Genomic DNA, 19,795 nt, shown 5'->3' with positions numbered 1-19,795 from the left:
GGATAAGCAGTTTGTGCTTTTATGTGCTACACACATTGCAGATAAGCTTCGGCAGCTTTATTCAGATAATTTGGAGGCGTTAATTTATTTTTAGCATTCAGAGCCTCGATTACGCTATTAACAGATGATGCCTGGAAGATGCCAAGCCGCTTCATTTCAAATTCGTTGTAAGTATTGTCAGATGCTGATATCAATACCGGAATGCCTCGTTCCATCCAGGCTAATGCCGCGCCACTTTTATAAACACCATCTACCGGGCTGGTAATTACACCTACATTCACTAATTGCATGCAGCGATTTATCATGGCTGGTGCTAAGGCACCCGTTTGCCAGTACACGGCGCCGGGTATATTTTTAAGAATTTCGACTACATTTTGAATACGGCTATGGCCTATCAGCATTACGCCTAATTTTAATCCCGCCTTTTTTGCTGCCTGATCAATAGTTTGCAGCATTTCAGTTAACCCCGGGCAGTTATAGCTTGTACCAAAAAAACCGACCACCAACCAACGGTCTTCGGTACCTGATAACAGTGACAAGTGTTTGCTCAAACCAAGCTGCTTCCACTCCTGCTCATCACCATATTCGTTAACGGGTATATTACCGAAGATGGGTACTACATCAGCTTCAACCTGTATCTGTTTCAGATAAGAATGATAAGGTTTAATGCTTGTAAATACCCGTTGCGGTTGAAGCCGTGTTATCAAAGCCTTTAAAAAATATTTTTGCAGGTTTCCTAACACCTTTTCTTTAAACCCTGCATTTAGAGCCATACCACACCAAAGCTCATGCAGCATAACGTGTAGCTTTATACCAGCAGTTGCTCTTCTTAGGCCGGATAGCATCTCGAAGGGCAAACCATATTTCTGAAACCCAAAACCTACATACTGTAAGCTTATAATGTCGGGAGAGAAGCTTTTAATCCTTTTGTTAAGCAACTTATAGCGTTCCTGACTGCTTAATGTTGCCGGTAAGCGTAGAACCGACAATTCAATGCCGTTAAGTTGCTGTACGCCGTCTTCGTGAACGGCTATGTGATGGTCTTTTAACGCTACGGCGTTCACCTGATGGCCATTGGCTATCAGCATACATGCAAGACGCCGAACATAATCGCCAACCCCATCCCTGCCCGCTTGCAGAGATCCGCAGATGAAAAAGAACTTCATTTGTAAAGATGAATAACGTGCCGGGCGTTATATTACGCTGCGCTTAAGCTTGGTATAATAATGACGGGTGCGCAGCAAACCCGGGTATCTAATCAGCAATGCAGCGTAGCTGGATAAACGGTTATATAATCGTTTGCCAACATTATCATACTCCCATTGGCTGATGCGTTTTTCAGGTAACAATTGGTAGTCAAGCGCCCATTGTAGATCCTTTTTATAATTGATATACGCCGGATCATCCAATAACCTGTAATAATGATCAATCAGTTCGTCGGCCTTACTATCGCGTATCACAATAGTTTTTGAACTTTCGTGATATCTGAAGTGCACGAGCACGTTTTGATTGTAGTTAACCCGCGGAAACTGCAGAAAGTATTTAGTAAAAAAAATCCTGTCGAAATAGTAAGACGAGCGCTCAGAGAATTTACCGGTTTGGCGTATATTATCAAGATCGCACCATACGCCTGGCTGATGAAAGGTGTCTCGTAAAGCTAAAAAGTTGCTTATTTCCAGATCGCTGTTTTGTATGATGTCTTTAAAACCCGGATTATCCTGGTAAAAATTGTGCACCTTTCCTGCTACTGTAGCTCCTTTTTCAAATGAACGTGCAATGTAGAAAAGCGACATTGGCGCCAGATAATCATCACTGTTTATCCAGTTGAATATAGTGCCTGTACATAAGGCTATACCTTTGTTAATTGCGTTTGCCTGGCCGTTATCTTTCTCACTTACCCACCGCGTAATCCATTTATCGTACTTCTTTAATATGGCCACGCTATCGTCGGTACTGCCGCCATCTATCACGATGTACTCCAGATTAGGATAATTTTGAAGCAGGATAGACCGTATAGTCTCCTCTAAAAAAACACCTTGATTATAACTTGGTGTAACTATCGATATTTTTGGCCATTGCTGTTGCGTATTGTAAATACGCGGATCAACCTCTTTGGTCCATGCCCAGCCTTTTTTGTTGCCAACAGATGGCAACTGCGCTAACAACGACATATTGTTAATTTGTTATGGAAACTTTATTGATCATTATCACACTGAACAACATATGCATCACCGCCTCAAAACCTGCTACGCATATGTTGAGCAGTAATATTCCCTGTAGTGTAGATATATCTAAAAAATAAGCTGATACAGCGATTGCCGCTATGCTTAGCGGTATAAGTATTACTGGTTTTATAGCCCACCCTCTGTGCGTGTATAACGAGAATGATGATCCGGCCAGCAAACCCAGGCAGCTGCCTGCTATATTTAAAAACAGTTCAGTATGTAAATTGGCGTAAGCTGGTCCTAAAGCCCATAATATTTGCGCCGGGAAAAGCCAAACAAAAACCAGCAACAGCGCCATCACCAGTACCATGGCCGACGTTATTTTCAGGTAGTTGCTCATTAACAAAGTTCTATTGTCGGGCAGTCGCGCAAAACGAGGTGCAATCAGCGTAGAAAATAAGACGTTGAATACACTTAATACCATTACAAGTCTACCTAAAGCGCCAACCTGCGCTACAGCTGTTGTTGATCCAAATACGGAGATCAGCCATATGGTGATTTGACCCGATGCGCAGTAATAAATAGCGCCTGGCAATATGCGTTTTACAAAAGTTAATATATCCTTCCGAATAACCAGGTCCGGACTTTGGTCGGTATCGGCATAACGTGCCGACTTTTTTCTTAATTGCCAATTTGCCCAAACCGGCGGCAAACCCGAAGCAAATATGGCCACATACGCCCACGGAAAGGTGAAAATGGTTAGCGATGTGAGTATCAGGCGCAAAATGTTGGTGTGTACCTGTATCTTTTGCAGCGGCGCGATGTCTTGTGTAAGTTTAGGCGCGACCTCAAGCAGCGTGCTCGAAAGCGATGAAAAAAACGCTGGAATAAGCGCTAAAGTCAGTAAAGAAGCCATCAACCAGCTTGCACCATGATGAACAAGCAGGTAAAGCAGTACGGGTACGGCAACCAGCAAGCTACCTACAGCAAACTTCCTGCGCAGATCAAGCCCCGTTGCTATTACCAGGCCAAGTTTTTGCCTGTCTTGCCACACCTTTCCCCCTTGCGACATTACTCCGGTTGATATACCGCCATCAGCCAACAAAATCATGGTACCAAGCATGGTATTGACCAAGGTATAAAGAGCATACTGCTGTGTCGGCAATAACCGGATAACAATTACGGCACTTACAAAACCAATTAATTGGATAATCAGTTGGGCGGCGCCAGTAATCGTTACCAGTTTCCCTAATTCAAACAGTTTAGCGTATTTTGAAATTGGCAGAGCGGTGGTAGTTTCGGTTTTCATTTAAACTCTACCGGTTAGGCTAGCCTTTTTTTATGTTTTGTGCTGATGTAGTAACTATCATCATAATTATAGCCGTAACCATATTTGGTACGTTGTATTCCGTTAAATACGATGTTTAAGTTCGGCAACTGATCTTCCTTAATTACCTGCCTTATAAATTTGAGTTCGGATTTGTCAGTATACCCCTGTTTAATAAGATAAAGCGTTGCATCACAAACTCTTGATAGTATTGAAGCATCAGTGACCAAATGCAACGGGGGCGTATCTATCAACACATCATCATATGTTCTGCGTAACTGCCCTATTAGTACATCCAGTTGATCACCGATTAATAACTCAGACGGATTTTCAGGTATCGTGCCGGCACCGATTACGCTTATATTGCTATGAACCGATGACATTTGAACCACTTGTTCAAACGTAGCGTCTCCCTTAAAATAGTTACTTAATCCAGGCCGATCAACGTCAAACTTCAAAGTCGCAACGAGTTTTGGGCGGCGCATGTCTAACTCCAGAACAATTACCCTGCGGTTGGTTGCAGCTAATACGGCTGCCATATTGCTGGTTACGAAACTCTTACCCTCTCCACCTACGCTGGATGTAAACATAATTACACGACCGGTTTTATTTCGCAGAAGCATTTGCAGGTTAGTCCGAAGCACCCTGAATTGCTCGGCAATTACATAACCCTTTTTATCAAACATCACAATGCCTTTATTCGCCTTTTCCTGGTTTATTTCTGCAATTATGGGTGCTGTAAGTGCTTTCTCAATTTCAGCACGATTGATCACTTTGTTTTTGATCATATCGCGACCGTAAATAAACGCCGCAGGTATACCTATACCTAACAAAAATGCCAGCACATACGGAACTTGCTTTTTTGATTTGGGCGATATATAATACGGCTCTTCAACCGTATGTATTCCGGTTAAAGTTGAAGCGTAACTAAGCGACACTTCTTCCTTTTTCTGCAGCAGATAGATGTATAAGTTTTCCTTAATGCTTTGCTGCCTTTTTATGCTGATGTATTGACGCTCCTGTCCGGGTATATTTTTTATAGAAGCCTCAAAGCCTGAATTGTTTTGTTGTAACTCACGCTGTACCGATACTAATGAAGACTTAATGCCCTTAATTGTTTCTTTAATAGCGCCTTTCGTAGCATTTATCTGCCTGTTTACCGGCTCAAATATCGGGTTCTGCTCCGGCGTAGTAGCGAGCAATTTATCGCGCTGTAGTTGCAGTTTAGATAATTGATCAACAAGGCTTATTAAACCCGGGTCAGATATACCTAAAGTTGCCGGTACGGTACCATCATTATTGTTTGAGTTTACATAACGTTCTATGCCGCTAATGACGTTCAACTGAACGTTAACTTCGCTCAGGCGGGTGTCGTTGCTTTGTACATTATCCAGGTAAAATTTTGATTTGGATGATATGTCGGTAAGGCCGCGGCTGCTCTTAAAGCCTTCAACATCCTTTTCAACTGAGGTCAACTCCCCGCTTAATGATGACAAACGTTCGTCGATAAATTTAAGCGTGCTTTGTGTAGCCCGTTTTTTATCTTCAATGCTCGATAATTTGTAGGCTTTTATAAGTTGATTCAAAAAAGCCTTCCCTCTTTCAGGTACACCATCCTCAAGCTCCATCTCGATTATCGGCGCATCCTTGTTTAACGAAACCAGTACCGCGTTTTGGTAATAGGTTACTACATCATCAACGCCTTGCGTATTTACGCTGATTTTTTTACCTATATAATCTCCAATAAAAGGAGTCGCGGTAAGACTCCACTTGCCTAAAGTGTTTTTTAGAGTTGTGTTAAATCTATACGGACCTGACTCCTCATCACCATTCAATAGCATAAAGCTGTTGGCATCCTTTATTTGGATAGTGATTGATTGATAAGTAGGGTCTTTTTTACTTTCTAACAAATTAAGCTTAACCGGGGTAGTGGCGTAGATATCATCATCGCTATAAGTTTCAGCGGCCTTATAATTTGTCCATAATTGCAAATCGTCTACCACTTGTCGTATCAGCGGCCTTGAACGAATCACCTCAAGTTCACTTTCAATATCTTTAGGCTGACCGGCCAGATCAATCTTTTCCAGCGCCTGCTGCTCTGCCGAAGCGCTTTTATCGTCTTTTATCGCAAGCTTTGCTTTTACGTCGTACACCGGCTTGGTATTACTTACGTGGATATATGCCGCCACAAAAGCAAGCACGATACATACGGCAAAGTATGGCCAGGCATGCACATATCTATTAAATATACCGCGCAGATCTTTGGTATCTTCATCGGCATCACCGCCTCCGGTAGTTAAGAACAAACGTTGGTTTTTCATAAGCTTAGTTGTTGATGCTGGTGAGTATGATGGTGATTACAGATGCTGCTGATAATATTAAACTCGCGGTACGGTAATTCCTGTCTCCTGAGTTTGACTTGGTCTTATCAGGTTGTACATACAATACATCATTATTTTTAAGGTAATAATAGGGCGATTTGAAAAGATCAGCCGATGTTAAATCCAGGTTATAATATTGGCGCTTGCCATCAATTTCACGTATCAGCAATACATTGTTACGTATACCTGTAATATTCAAGTCGCCTGCCAAGCCCAGCGCCTCTGGTACTGTAACGCGCTCGTTAGGAATTTGGTAAATATTAGGTCGTGCTACATCCCCAATTACGGATATCTTGAAATTTAGTACCCTTACGTTAACCGACGGTTGCTTGAGATAAGTGGTTAGGCGTTTTTGGATTTCTTTAGATATGCTTTCTGTGGTTAAACCAACTACTTTTAGGTTACCTATTAAAGGTAACTGTATTTCACCCGCTTGGTCTACCCGGTAACCTGATGTTTTGTTGCTCGAATCGCCCCAAGCTTCAGGGTTAAGGCTACTTACAGTTATTCCTAAAATATCTTCGCGTTGAACGGTAAGAGGCGAAAAGTTATCAATACTCTCATTAGCACTATTGCTACGGTTTACGTTTTGGAAATAAGGTATGTTTTTATAAGAGCTGCAAGAACTAAATAAAACACAGATAATGAGTACAATAGATCTTAATAAAGAGGCGTAATTCATCATTTACAAATAGTTGGGAATATAAAATAGCTGTAATTCGTCGGTATAAATATTTAGAGTAAGCCCGACATTTTGCGTTGCTTGTATAGCTTCGCCATTTCACTTACAGTGAATGCTTTCTTGAAAATGTTTGATGGAATTCTGCAAGCACGTTAAATTGTGCTGTAAGAATTGTTACAAAAGTAAAGTTTAAAGGTACTGGAACTAAGGTAACCGACTGATCGTTACTATATTGTATACTTCACATACTTCGCATATGCACCACATATACACTTAGGAAATTTTGATAATAAATGAGATAATTACGGTGCTAATCACAGCGATGTGAGTATTTTTTATGAAAAATAAATACTCATTTTATCTTACTAAACGCTTTAAAAATTTTTAAGGCTGTCATCAGCAATACACTTTTACACAGTCAAAACTGTGCATGTCTAAAACGCGTATGTTTTTCTATATTTATTACAGATAAGATTTTTTATTATAAATTATTCATTTCAAACCATTAAATATTTAAAATAATATAATTAATAGTTTAGTTTTATATTCTATACAGTTTTAATTGGTTAGAATTAAATACGATACATTCCTATTTGATTTAGCTATGCATAATGAATGATAATTGTGGTATGATAATTATCATATATAAAATCCCATGGAAAATAACTATATGAAACCTAACAACACTTCGAAAAAATGGATGGTGGTTTATACGCGCTCCAGATTTGAGAAGAAAGTAGATAGAAACCTAAATCAGCAAGGCATAAATTCTTTTTGCCCCATAGTTAAATCAAAACATAAATGGGCTGATAGAATAAAGACAATTGATACCCCTCTTTTCTCTTCATATATATTTGTCAACATCTCTTCGTCTGAAATTGAACGTGTGAAGCAAACCTCAGGTGTGGTAAGTTTTGTTACCAATAACAATAAACCTGTGACGCTTAATGACACCGAGATTTTAAGAATTGAAGAAATTGTTAAAAGCTACCAAAATCTCGAAATAGTTGATATTAACAGGCTGAATATAGGCGACGAAGTACGCATAACTGATGGCCTGCTTTATAACACCAATGGCATTGTAAAAACCATTTCGGGCAAAAACGTAATCATGGCTATTGATCAACTTAATTGTGTGATTATGGTTAAGGTAAAAGCTGAACATGTAGCACCTGCAACGCAAATTTTAAATGGTTTCGCGTTACTTGCTATCCTTTCAGTAGCTTTATTAACAGCTTAAGCAACAATTATTTACCACTGATTTGGTCTAAAAGCAGGCAATTCAGTAATTTATGTAACTGTATTTGATATGGACGTACATCACGGTCACATAGTAGAGCGGGTAATAAGGCGGGAAGGGTATAGCATAAGTGAAATAGCCAGACTGAGCAACGTTAACAGACGGTCTGTTTATAACTGGTTTAACCAGCAGTTTTTAAAAGCTGATATTATCTATAAGATCGGGATGATCATTAACCATGATTTCTCGGTGGAGTTTCCTCATTTATTTAAAAGTGATGATTTTAAACGCAACACACAACCTGTAAACCATACGCAACAAAATTTCACACCTGGCGAACAAGGAGCAAATTCACAAAACGGCGAATCCTATTGGAAGGACAAGTATATAGCCTTATTGGAAAAGTATAACGATATTCTCATCAAAACAGTTGAGCGTAATTCGGTTAAGATATCCGTAGAGGGTAACATTAACCAATAATTACACCTGCAATGCCTGTATTAAAATTCACCAAACATAAAGGAAGATAAGTTAAGGTCAGGATACATTAATTAAGATTGGCCATATTGCTACTAAACAACTCGTCTGTTTAATTTTTTATAGTATAGATTAACAAAACAAAAATTAACGTAGAATAAACACCCCAAAGCGTAGAATTATATAAACAAAACGTGAAATTTTTTACACAATAAATCGTTTAAGTTAATATACACTACATATAAATTATGTAACATAAAAATTACCTTAAATTTTTAACGAAAGCAACTTCTTATTATTAATAATATTAAAAAGTCTTTATGATAATATATTCTATAGTCGCTATCTAAACATCAACATCGTTTTTTAAGTTTCTGTATTTTTATACGACCTTAAGGTTTATAATGTTTCAAAAAAATAAACTTTTTAACGACACATCTCTCATGTACATGCAGCTTGATCAAGCAACATCGCCTTTTTCGAGGAGTCGGTTTGACCAGTAAGAGAGTTTTTCGAGCAAATCCTCTGTCCTTAATGGTTTTGACAGGTAATCATCCATGCCTTTCTCAATGCACTCGTCCCTATCACCGCTCAGCGCATTGGCGGTAAGCGCTATAATCACCGGTTGTTTAATATCGCTTGCCCTTATGATAGTAGTTGCCTCAAGCCCGTCCATATTTGGCATTTGTATATCCATCAATATCAGGTTGAAGTCATCAGCCATAACTGACGCTACCGCTACAACGCCATCTCCGGCAATGCTTGCATCGTAGCCAAGCTTGGCCAACATGTGTGATATTACTTTTTGATTGATCTTATTATCCTCGGCAACTAATATGCGTAACGGGTACAACGACGCGAAGTTTTCAGGTATCTTACTAACCGGCCTTAATGTACTTTCTCTTCTTTTTGGTGCCTTAAAGCACGACAAGATATATTTTAGCAACGTTTGATGCTTAATCGGCTTTGTCAGGATATGGTCGAACAGATTAAGATTTTCAGCGCGCCTTTCCTCTCCTACCGAGCTCAATAATATAACCGGTATTTCGGAATGGCTCGCTTTTATCAACCTGGTAAGTTCCACGCCGTCCATATCCGGCATTTGGTAATCCGTAATAATCAAATCAAAGTCAGCATTTTTCGCCAATATATTTATGGCCTCCGGACCTGACGCCGCGGTTGCCGGAACCAATCGCCAGGCATTCATCTGGTACATTAAAATATTTCGGTTAGTAAGGTTGTCATCTATGATCAAAACCCGTTTACCGGCATATGCCAATATATCCTTTTCAAACCAGGGTTGAGCGACGGCCTCGCCGATAGGTGCCACAACAGAAAACGCAAATGTTGAACCTTTACCAACTTCACTGGTAACTGTAATCTGGCCACTCATCAGATTCACTAATTTTTCTGATATAACCAAGCCCAGCCCGGTACCGCCATATTTACGCGTAGTAGATGAATCAACCTGGCTAAAAGCCTTGAACAGGCGCTCCCGTTTTTCGGGCGGAATTCCAATACCTGTATCGCAAACCTCAAACTTAATTTCAACATCGTCGCCATTAAGTTTACCTCGGCTTACCTTTACAATCACCTCTCCTTTTTGTGTAAACTTTACGGCGTTGCCAACCAAATTGGTTAACACTTGCTGCACGCGTATTTTATCGCCCTTTATACTCGCCGGTACATCTTCATTTAGCAGATATGCTATCTCAATACCGATATCGGCTATGCGGGTGCTAAAAATGTCCAACACCTCTTCAATGCACTGGCGAATGTTAAAATCAACCGCTTCCAGTTCCATACCACCCGCCTCAATTTTTGAAAAATCGAGGATGTTATTGATCACGTTCAGCAAATTATCGCCACAGTTGGTAATGGTATCGGTATACATACGTTGCTGATCAGTAAGTGACGTTTCAGTAAGTAAGGATGACATGCCAATAATGCCGTTCATCGGCGTACGTATCTCATGGCTCATGGTGGCCAAAAACACACTTTTTGCCCGGTTTGCTTTTTCCGCTTCTATACGTGATAGGTCTAACTGAGCATTTGATGTAAGCAGTTCTTCATTTAATTCTTCCAGCATTTCCTGGTTGCGCTTACGTTCTAAACTCAAAGCCGCTTCTTGCTGCAACTCCTTCATGGCAATAGCCTGCTTAATTTGCCAGTTGCTCGCATCCTTAAGCTTATGCGCCCACAAGCCCGAAACAAAATAAATTACTGTTGTAAGTAGTAAATGGATAATAAGTGTTTGCAGATCAAAATAATCTAACTGGGTAAAGTAAACACCTTTTACCCCGGTGTTTTGAAGATAGCTGAATAATGCATGATGTATACCAACCACAATTAATATTGGCAGCTGCAACTTCCAGTTTCGATAAATGATTAGGATAGCACCACCAATGAATGCAAAAAAATGCATCTCAAACAATCCATGCATCTGGTATATAAACAGCGCAACAAAAAGCCCGAGTATTACACTTAAAACGTATTGGTACAAGTCTGAACCTGGTAACAAAATTTTTGTAGAGTAATAAGCAAGCAAACAAATGCTACTTACCGATAGCGCAATAAACCAGGTATCATAAAAATAGGCTAACACCAGGCTTACAATAAAGTACGCAGCCAGGAAGTAGTCCATAGTACGGTCGGCATTTTTCCGGATAGCTTTCCATAGCGCTACATCATAGGCTGAGCTATCGTTATGAAGGGGTATAATTGGCGTCATAATATATAATTACCTTTCGCAATTTGGTAAACTGCAACCGTATGCAGTTAACGCAAGCGCGTTAAAATGAATTGGATTTGATTTTTGCAGCACACCATCTAAAGCAATGCGGGCATACTCCGTTTCTTTGTTTGTGCAATAACGGTTTGTATTATAGTTGCCTCGGTAATACAAGCGCGAACGAGTGTCGATCACAGCCGCTTGCGGAGTGGAATAAACGCCGCAAGCCTTTGCCAAGCCGGGTGAAATTACAATGGGCACGTTCAAATCAAACTTGTCTCGAACTTCTTTGATGTCATTTTGATCGTCTAACAATACCACCACAAAGTTCACTCTATTTTGATATGTTTTAACGAGTTGCTTAAAGTGCTGAATATTAAAGCGGGAACAGGGGCATTTAGGGTTAAAAAAATGCAATAGCAAAGGTTTATTATCACTCGCGGTTAAACCATTAGTTAAGTTGATGAACCCGCCAACAGGCACATTTTTATAGTCAACAGGAACCGGTGTAGGCAGAGTGTACTGGTATTCATTATACCAAAAAAGGCAGCCAACAATTCCAAACAACAAACACAACCAGACCACAGCCAGCAGCTTCCTCATTAAAATAGTATAAACAGTGATAGTTTGAGCAGACATGTTCAAACAGAAACAGCAGGGATACCGCTAAAAAATTTATTTGAACGCATAAATCTTACAAATCACATTCCGTAGATGATAGAATATTAAAATAGATTAGAGCCAGCGTGTTTATTGTTATTTTAACACTTGAAAATGATAAACTTAAACTTTTAAAAGACAAGTTGGATAGCTTACAAACCAAATTAAGCATGCATAAATTTCAGCGTTGTTTAAATTCACTGGGGTTCGGGCACCCCGGATCGAGGCAAAACATTCACGCTTTGGGAAAAAATGATCTCACGAATTAGATATCCGCCATTTCCACTTTATGATGAAGTTGTTGATTTCACTATTGACATGAGCTTTACTCTACAGTTGCAACAAACCCGCCACGTGGCAAACATTTTACTTCAATATCTTGGCCTTTCACAATTTGCCGTAATGTTGTTTCAAACGATTTGTCGTTATTACCATCTTTAATAATACTAACCGTTGACCCAGTTTTGATAAAATCCAATTTAAATTTAAAGGTTCTTGCTGTATCTTGTCCGTTTAAGCCGCCTATATACCATTGGTTGCCGCGGCGCCTTGCTATTATAACATACTCGCCAGGATAGCCGCTTATAAGCTTAGTTTCATCCCACGCCGACGGGACTTTTTTCAGAAAATTACGCGGTGCATCAGGTAACGCATAGAAAGCTTCCGGTCGGTCAGCGTAATTTTGTAGGGCTGATTCAAACACAACAGACAATGCGAGCTCATGCCCGTAAGATGTAATGTGGGGGTGCTGACTGTTGGAAAATGTAACCGGTGTATAATCCATTGAACCAATAACATTACGGGTGAAAGGAAGGGTCGTATTGTGTGCGGCTGCTTTATTTGTAAGTACAGCTGAATTGTTGTACCATTCTGCACCATAAACAGCTTCAGTTGTCATTAAGTTAGGATAAGTTCTGGCCCACCCACGCGGAATGGTGGCCCCATGAAAATCAACCATGAGCTGATATTGGGCAGCATCCTGTAAAATATCCAGGTAAAGCTTCATCATATCCTGCTGATCGCCGGCAAAGAAATCTACCTTAATCCCGTAGACGCCTATCTTTTTCAACCATTCAAATTCTTTGATACGCATATCCCTGGTACGCATCCTGTCTATCGGTGTAGCGTCAGCCCAATCTGTTGTACCCGAGTTGTACCAGATCAAAGGTTTAACGCCTTTTGATTGCGCGTACTTGACAGCATCCTCAAGATTACCACCATTGGTCATCACATCCCATTCCCAGTCAATGAGCACATAACGCCAGTTCATATTTTTAGCGAGGTCAGTATACTCCACTACTTTCTTATAATCTTTTGAGCCATGATTATACGCCCAATATATCCACGATGCACTTCCGGGTACAATCCAATCTGTATTTTTTACCTTACTTGGCTTACTTACATCGGTAACAAGGGTTGATTGCACCACCGTTGCCAACGAGCCTATTATTAAAGTATGCCACTGCGACGTCCAAGGTAGCGATGAAACATCACCCTGCTGCTGAAAACTCTTCCTGGGCTCAGGGTAAGTAACTTTATATACATTGAACTTTTCCTCGTTAGTGAGCCTCGCAGCGCAATTTACCTCGCTATTGTCTGCCTCGCTTATCAGGTACCACACCGGCAAATCATTGGCTTTGAATAAGGCCGGATAAGCCCACTGCTGATTTTTCTCGCCCTTGCCGGTTGTGCTAAAGGGGAAGAATCTTTCATAACTCGGGTCATATGTTTGTATCCAACGGGCAGTTTCAGGGGGTACGTTGTATGTGGTATATTCGTCTTTTATGTTAACAGGCTTGTCTGTCCATTTAGGTAACTGGTATCTGAATGTTACGCCATCGTTGTAAACTCTGAATATCACATTAAGTGTTTTACCTGCAAAATTAGTAAGAGTAAAACTGCGTTCGTTAGCGGCATTGGTACAAAACTTACGCTTGCCGGTTATCATTTCATACTTTTCGTTTATCCGGTTTACTGGCCCGGCTTGCTTTAAGTTCACATCTTTAAATTCCGCCTGATCTGTTGAAAGGCCTAAGTTGTTGTTCAAGATAACCGGCATATATTTTACGCCGGTTTTGTAATAGATATTAAATATGGCTGAACCTTTTGGCACAACTGCGGCTTGTTCTACAGCTACTTTAATATTTCCATCCGGCGAGGTTAGCTGATAAGCTTTCTTAGTTTGAGAGTAAGCCGCATAATTACCGTTTAAACATAAAAGACAAATGATTATAAACAAGCTTGTAAATATTGTTCTCATATCAAAAAATAATATTATGCCTTTTAGGTTAATTGACCGAAGTGATCAAAACTACTAAATGAAAATCCAAGGATTTTATTCAATATTGGCTTTTTATTCACGAAAAATAACAAACACTATTTTGTGATAATGATCGGACGTGTTACCATCACACATATTTCCCATTTAAGCCAGGTTAATACTTAAGCGGGCTGTGAATAACATGCCATTATTTTCGATGCGTAAATTATATTTTTGCGGATAGAGGATATCCAGCCGACGGCGCAGATTTTTCAAACCGATACCATTTCTGTCAGATCTTTCAAACGACTCTATAAAGCTATTTATAGCGGTAAAATTCAGGGTATCTGTATGTTCATCTATGCTTAAACTGATGTAAATACTGGCGTGTTCATTTTCACCGGTACCGTGCTTAAAGGCGTTTTCAACTAACGCTATCAATAACATAGGGTCAATTAATTTGTCGGCATAATTACCGCTAAATTCAGTGACCACCGATACCTCGTCATTAAACCGAAGCATTTGCAGGTCAATATAGCTTTTAATATAGTCCACTTCCTTTGACAAAGAAACTTTGTTATCATCGCTTTCAAAGAGCATATATCGCATTAATTGCGACAGATTGATGATGGCTGGCTCCATAAGCTCTGAATGTTTTCGGGCGAGGGATGTAAGGTTATTTAATATATTAAATAAAAAGTGCGGGTTGATCTGCGAACGCAAACAGTTTAATTCGGTACGCAGATGCACTGTTTCGCGCTCCTTCAATGCTTGCTGACGTTCTGCATTATTAAGGAGTACGATGTAACAAAAGCTGCATAAAATTGCTATAAACGGCGATAGTATAGGCATAAAAACGCCCGGGCCTCCCCAGCGAGGCCCACCAAAGCGCTGAGACGGCATTTGATCAGGGCTTGCTGGCGGCTGCATACGGCGAAAGCCTTCTTCAGCACGGCGCATAAAATCATCGTTGGGCTTGGGCGGTTCACTGCGGGTTATATACCAACTAAACCAATATACAGCGAATAGTATAAGCAATCCAACAATATACACTAACCAACCCTTGCGCTGTAATAGTGGATAAACTATATAAGTATGCAAGTAAAAAACCACCAGCAATAAACTGTTAAGAATTACCACGTGTGTTATGAAACGATGCCTGATAGCCTCAGGTAAGCTTAAGGGTGACGTAGCCAGCGGCATCAATAGCAATAGAATCCATACTAAGAGCGGAAGCATCCTATAAACACTGGGCTTCAATGTAATATTATTATCCATCATCCAAATAAACCTATAATGATTTGCTGTTGCGAACATACTCGACCAAAGCCAGCATTGTAGCGACGAACACGTTAAATAATGTTAAAACATATGTTTATGTGCATCAGACGCTTTTACTTTGATAAAACACTGAACTATTAACTTATTGAGGCATGCGTTGTATAATTATTGATGATGAGCCATTAGCGCTTGAACTACTTGAGGATAATATTAAATATGTTGATGGCTTGCAACTGGTAGCCAGTTGCCGCTCGGCAGCGCAGGCTATGCAGGCAATGCACGAGCAGCAGATTGATCTTGTTTTTTGCGATATACAGATGCCCGGCATAACCGGCCTGCAACTGGTAAAAAGCATGGTGCAAAAGCCCCTTATAATATTTATTACAGCCTACAACCAGTTTGCTGTTGATGGCTTTGAGCTTGACGTGGTTGACTATCTGTTGAAACCCGTACCCCTCGAGCGTTTTTTAAAGGCATGTAGTAAGGCCCAGACTATTTTTGACCAGCAACGCCGCCTGGCTAATGACATAGCCGGCAAAAACCGTGACCACATCTTTGTTTATGCCGATTATAACCTGGTGCGTTTAAGTCATCATGAAATAACGCATATCGAGGGACTGAAGGATTATGTTAAATTATACCGCGAAGGGCAGCCTAAGCCCCTACTGTCGCGCATGACTATTAAGGCATTAGAGGAACAACTACCGGCCGACCGCTTTTACCGCACTCATAAGTCGTTTATCGTTAACCTTGATCATGTGCAATCCATACGTAAAGGGCGAATTAAAATAGGCAGTGCCGAGATTCCTTACAGCGACAATTATCGCGATGTTATCGGTAGAATGACCGGAAAAGCGGTTTAAAACTGCGGCACAAGGGGCGTTTTCGTCTACAAAAAAAGCTGCCTTATCTCATTTATTTTATAGTAGTACCGCTTAACCGCAACTTAGGGCATACCCTGATAAGTTGATGAAGCAAATACTACTATTGGTCACCATTTTTTACGCCTTAGCCACCACCGTTGTCTACGGGCAGCAAAACACTAAGGATAAGTTAAAGAAAACAAAGATCGACCATTTTTTTACCTGCTCGCTGGACCAGTTTATAGATACCATAGCGAGCAGGCTTGATATTACCATTGTGTACGAGCGCGACTCGCTCTCAAGAATGGATGTTAACGAGCATTTCTTTAATGAATCAATGCAGGCGGTATTGAAACAGGTTTGTAACGAAAATGACCTGCAATACTGGATAGAGAATGACGGCACGGTTTATATTTTGCAACAACCTGATGACCTGCCCCGTTTGCAGCAATTATACAAACTGCAGCAAACAGCCCGCAACTTTACACCTAAGCGTATACCCGAAGCTAAACATGCGCCAAAACACTTCATGTTCGCGCTTACCGGCCGGGTTACCGACCAAAAAACGGGTGAAGCATTGCCCGGCGCTACCGTAAAGGTACGTGGTACTGGCCTGGCCGGGCAAACCAATACCAGCGGTAATTTTACCATACTCAACATCCCGTCGGACACGTCGGTGGTTGAGGTAACCTTTGTGGGCTATCAGCCCGACTACTTCAGGCTGGATAGCGGCAGTGTTAAAAGGCCGGTGAGCTTCGGCCTGTTCCCGGCCATGAATAATACGATCAGTGAGGTTAGCATTACCGGGCGCAAAAAGGGCGTACTGAACACCGATAGCCGCAAAGTAAGCGTACTGCAGCTTACACCTGCTGCTCTTAATAAATTACCTAACATTGGCGAGCGCGATATTATGCGTGCATTTCAGTTAATGCCGGGGGTAAGCGCTACTAACGAATCATCATCCGGAGCTTATGTGCGTGGCGGTACGCCAGATCAGAATTTGGTAACCTTTGATGGCTTTACCGTTTACCAGGTTGATCACTTATATGGCTTTTTCAGTGCCTTTAACAGCAATGCCGTACGCGATGTGGAGTTGTACAAGGGCGGATACTCTGCAAAATACGGAGGTCGCTTATCAAGTGTAACGGAGATACGCGGTAAAGATGGCAATAAAAAGGAAGCCAATATTGGCGGCGACCTGAGTTTACTGAGCACTAATATTTATGCCGAAACCCCTATCGGCGAAAATTCATCGGCACTGGTAGCGTTCAGGCGATCATACCAGGGACCGCTATATGACAAAATTTTTGGACAGTTCAATACTTCGACTGCCAACAATGGCCCCGGAGGGAGTGGTGGCCCTACCGGCGCAGCGGGTGGCGGAATGGGAGGCGGACCGGGCGGGTTCGCCAACCAAACCACCCCATCATCCTATTTTTATGATCTGAATACCAAATACAACTATGCCATAAATGGCTCAAACAATATAAGCTGGAGCTTTTATAATGGTGCCGATAAGCTGGACAACAGCCGGGAGATGACACTCCCCTCCTTTCAAACATCATCAGGAGGATCGCTTAACATTAACGATTATACCCATTATGGTAATACAGGCAGCAGTTTAAAATGGACAACATCAGCAGGTAAACTCTTTGGTTCCACCGTGGCCAGCTATTCAGGCTTTTTTAGCGACCGCAACCGTGGTACCACCGGCACCATTACCGATAGCAACACCACAACCACCATCAATAATGGTATCCTCGAAAAAAATAAGCTGCGCGATTTTAGCTTGAAATCTGATTGGGAATGGCAGATAGCATCACCGCTTAAAATTGACTTTGGAGGTTTTGCTACAAAGCAATCTATTGATTATACGTATATTCAAAACGATACTACCACGCTTATTGATGAACACAACAGCGGTACAACCGCCGGCGGATTCGTTGAGCTGGAGATAGATCCTAACGAAAAATTACACATTCAACCGGGTTTCCGCACCACATACTTTTCACCCACAGGAAAACTATATTACGAACCAAGACTATCCTTAACTTATAAACTAACCGATAGGATAACCCTGAAAGGTGCTACAGGCCGCTACTACCAGTTTACCAGCAAGGTAACCCGTGAAGATGTTGCCGGGGGCGACCGCAACTTTTGGGTACTGGCCAATGATCAGAACATACCGGTTGGCAAAGCCGATCACTTTATTGGCGGCATTGGTTACGAAACCAATAACTGGCTGTTTGATGTTGAAGGCTATTATAAAAAGCTCAGCGGATTGACCGAATACTCCATACGCCAGCAAGGTGGTGGTATGGGCATGGGCGGTCCGTTTGGCGGCGGCACTACAACTACTACGCTTACGCAGAATTTTTACAACGGATCGGGTTATGCCAAAGGCCTTGAATTTTTGCTGCAGAAAAAAGCGGGTATGTACACCGGCTGGCTCAGCTATACCCTTGCCGAAGCCAAAAACAAGTTTGAAAACTATGGTGCCGACTATTTCCCGGCCAATCAGGACATCGCCTACGAATTTAAGGCCGTGAATATGTACCACTGGCAGCGATGGAGTTTTGCGGCAACTTTTATATTCAGCACAGGGCATCCGTACACTGCTCCGGTAGGTACCTATACTATTAATACACTGGATGGTAACAAAATCAACTACCTGTCGGTAAGTGCTAAGAACGGCGAACGTTTGCCAGCCTACCATCGCCTTGACCTTTCGGCCACGTATGATCTGCTGCGTACCGATGGCAGCAAAAAAGGCAGCCTGGGTTTTTCTTTCTTCAACGCTTACAACCACGTTAACACCTGGTACAACGAGTACTACATCAGCAACAACCAGGTAATAACCACAGTAGTAAAATACCTGGGCTTTACCCCTAACATAACGCTAAGCCTTAATCTTAACTAACATGAATATCAAACACATACACTTACTTATATTATTTATTACGGCAGTATTATCCGGCTGTAAAAAGGAAGACAATACCGCAGTGGCCAACCGCGCGGTGGTGGTTGCCTACCTGATGCCGGGGCAGGCGCCATCCGTAAAAATATATCAGCAAAAAGCGTTTGATGATACCTCATCATACGGCGCCCTGGTATCGGGCTTAAACCTTACCCTGTCAAATGGGAGCGACTCGGTATCGTTACAGGAAACCGCTACCGGAACCTATACTTACAGCGATGCTTCTTACATCCAAACCGGTAAAACTTATGGCTTAACATTCAGCTATAATAACGAAACCGTTACGGCAACTACAACCGTACCCGTAAAAACAACGGGCTTTACGGCATCCACAACAACCATTTTGGTGCCTGCAAACGATGACTTTCCTAATCTGGGCACTGCCGACTCGGTTGCTGTGGTATATCGCTGGAATAATCCCGATTCGCTTTATCATGTGCTGGTTTTTAAAAACGATGAACTATACCCTTACATTTTAAATGGCGGGCGCGGCAACGCTCCTGCAAACTTTACCATTAATGGTAAGCAGGAAGCCGGGTACGAACTGTATTACCGCACACTTAACTATAAGGGCACTTACAAGGTTATACTCTTTACCGTAAATAAGGAGTATAACGATGTTTTAAGCAGCAATGCCAACACCTCGTCGCAACAGCTTACAAACCCACCCGGCAATATTTCAAATGGTTACGGCATATTCACCGCCATGCAGGCAGACACAATAGAACTGACAGTAAACCAATAAGTCATC

14 protein-coding genes are annotated in these 19,795 nt (G+C 41.4%); 5 read left to right on the top strand and 9 right to left on the bottom strand.

The features are described 5' to 3' along the window. Nucleotides 1–26: 26 nt before the first annotated feature. From LT679_RS03955 to LT679_RS03935, 5 genes are read right to left on the bottom strand one after another with little or no spacing between them, the layout of a single operon-like run. Complete coding sequence (locus tag LT679_RS03955) at nucleotides 27–1,166, bottom strand: glycosyltransferase (RefSeq protein WP_232175714.1); 1,140 nt, start codon at nucleotides 1,164–1,166, stop codon at nucleotides 27–29. A 27-nt stretch (nucleotides 1,167–1,193) separates the two neighbouring features. After that, a complete protein-coding gene (locus tag LT679_RS03950; protein WP_232175713.1) occupies nucleotides 1,194–2,171 on the bottom strand; it encodes a glycosyltransferase family 2 protein in 978 nt (325 codons plus the stop codon). A 4-nt stretch (nucleotides 2,172–2,175) separates the two neighbouring features. Beyond that, nucleotides 2,176–3,474, bottom strand: coding sequence for an MATE family efflux transporter (locus LT679_RS03945; protein WP_232175711.1), 1,299 nt, complete (start codon nucleotides 3,472–3,474; stop codon nucleotides 2,176–2,178). A 14-nt stretch (nucleotides 3,475–3,488) separates the two neighbouring features. Next, complete coding sequence (locus LT679_RS03940; RefSeq protein ID WP_232175709.1) at nucleotides 3,489–5,813, bottom strand: GumC family protein; 2,325 nt, start codon at nucleotides 5,811–5,813, stop codon at nucleotides 3,489–3,491. A 4-nt stretch (nucleotides 5,814–5,817) separates the two neighbouring features. Further along, the gene (locus tag LT679_RS03935) at nucleotides 5,818–6,558 is read right to left on the bottom strand and encodes a polysaccharide biosynthesis/export family protein (protein ID WP_232175707.1); all 741 of its coding nucleotides are present in this window, start codon (nucleotides 6,556–6,558) and stop codon (nucleotides 5,818–5,820) included. Between the two features lie 652 nt (nucleotides 6,559–7,210). Here LT679_RS03935 and LT679_RS03930 point away from each other — a divergent pair. Both LT679_RS03930 and LT679_RS03925 read left to right on the top strand, forming a co-directional pair. Beyond that, complete coding sequence (locus LT679_RS03930) at nucleotides 7,211–7,795, top strand: UpxY family transcription antiterminator (protein ID WP_232175705.1); 585 nt, start codon at nucleotides 7,211–7,213, stop codon at nucleotides 7,793–7,795. A gap of 69 nt (nucleotides 7,796–7,864) precedes the next feature. After that, nucleotides 7,865–8,275 carry a helix-turn-helix domain-containing protein gene (locus tag LT679_RS03925; protein ID WP_232175703.1) on the top strand — a complete coding sequence of 137 codons (411 nt, stop codon included), beginning with the start codon at nucleotides 7,865–7,867 and terminating at the stop codon, nucleotides 8,273–8,275. Nucleotides 8,276–8,732: 457 nt separating this feature from the next. Here the strand turns inward: LT679_RS03925 and LT679_RS03920 are convergent, their stop codons facing one another. The 4 genes from LT679_RS03920 to LT679_RS03905 all read right to left on the bottom strand — a co-directional run bounded on the left by LT679_RS03920 (nucleotide 8,733) and on the right by LT679_RS03905 (nucleotide 15,162). Continuing rightward, nucleotides 8,733–11,003, bottom strand: a complete 2,271-nt coding sequence (locus LT679_RS03920) for a response regulator (protein WP_232175701.1) — start codon at nucleotides 11,001–11,003, stop codon at nucleotides 8,733–8,735. A 9-nt stretch (nucleotides 11,004–11,012) separates the two neighbouring features. Beyond that, on the bottom strand, nucleotides 11,013–11,606 hold the full coding sequence (locus tag LT679_RS03915; RefSeq protein WP_232175698.1) for a DUF6436 domain-containing protein: 594 nt from the start codon (nucleotides 11,604–11,606) through the stop codon (nucleotides 11,013–11,015). Nucleotides 11,607–11,988: 382 nt separating this feature from the next. Further along, entirely contained in the window at nucleotides 11,989–13,923 is a 1,935-nt protein-coding gene (locus LT679_RS03910) for a glycoside hydrolase family 97 protein (RefSeq protein WP_232175696.1), read from the bottom strand. 165 nt (nucleotides 13,924–14,088) lie between these two features. Then, complete coding sequence (locus tag LT679_RS03905) at nucleotides 14,089–15,162, bottom strand: sensor histidine kinase (protein ID WP_232175694.1); 1,074 nt, start codon at nucleotides 15,160–15,162, stop codon at nucleotides 14,089–14,091. Between the two features lie 194 nt (nucleotides 15,163–15,356). Between LT679_RS03905 and LT679_RS03900 the strand changes: the two genes are divergently transcribed. The 3 genes from LT679_RS03900 to LT679_RS03890 all read left to right on the top strand — a co-directional run bounded on the left by LT679_RS03900 (nucleotide 15,357) and on the right by LT679_RS03890 (nucleotide 19,789). Further along, nucleotides 15,357–16,067, top strand: coding sequence for a LytR/AlgR family response regulator transcription factor (locus LT679_RS03900; protein ID WP_232175692.1), 711 nt, complete (start codon nucleotides 15,357–15,359; stop codon nucleotides 16,065–16,067). Nucleotides 16,068–16,173: 106 nt separating this feature from the next. Next, on the top strand, nucleotides 16,174–18,987 hold the full coding sequence (locus tag LT679_RS03895) for a TonB-dependent receptor (protein ID WP_232175690.1): 2,814 nt from the start codon (nucleotides 16,174–16,176) through the stop codon (nucleotides 18,985–18,987). A 1-nt stretch (nucleotide 18,988) separates the two neighbouring features. Next, nucleotides 18,989–19,789 carry a DUF4249 family protein gene (locus LT679_RS03890; RefSeq protein WP_232175688.1) on the top strand — a complete coding sequence of 267 codons (801 nt, stop codon included), beginning with the start codon at nucleotides 18,989–18,991 and terminating at the stop codon, nucleotides 19,787–19,789. Nucleotides 19,790–19,795 lie beyond the last annotated feature (6 nt).

This window comes from Mucilaginibacter roseus (genome assembly GCF_021215455.1).
Classification (GTDB): Bacteria; Bacteroidota; Bacteroidia; order Sphingobacteriales; family Sphingobacteriaceae; genus Mucilaginibacter; species Mucilaginibacter roseus.
This window is presented reverse-complemented; position numbering and strand designations above follow the sequence as displayed.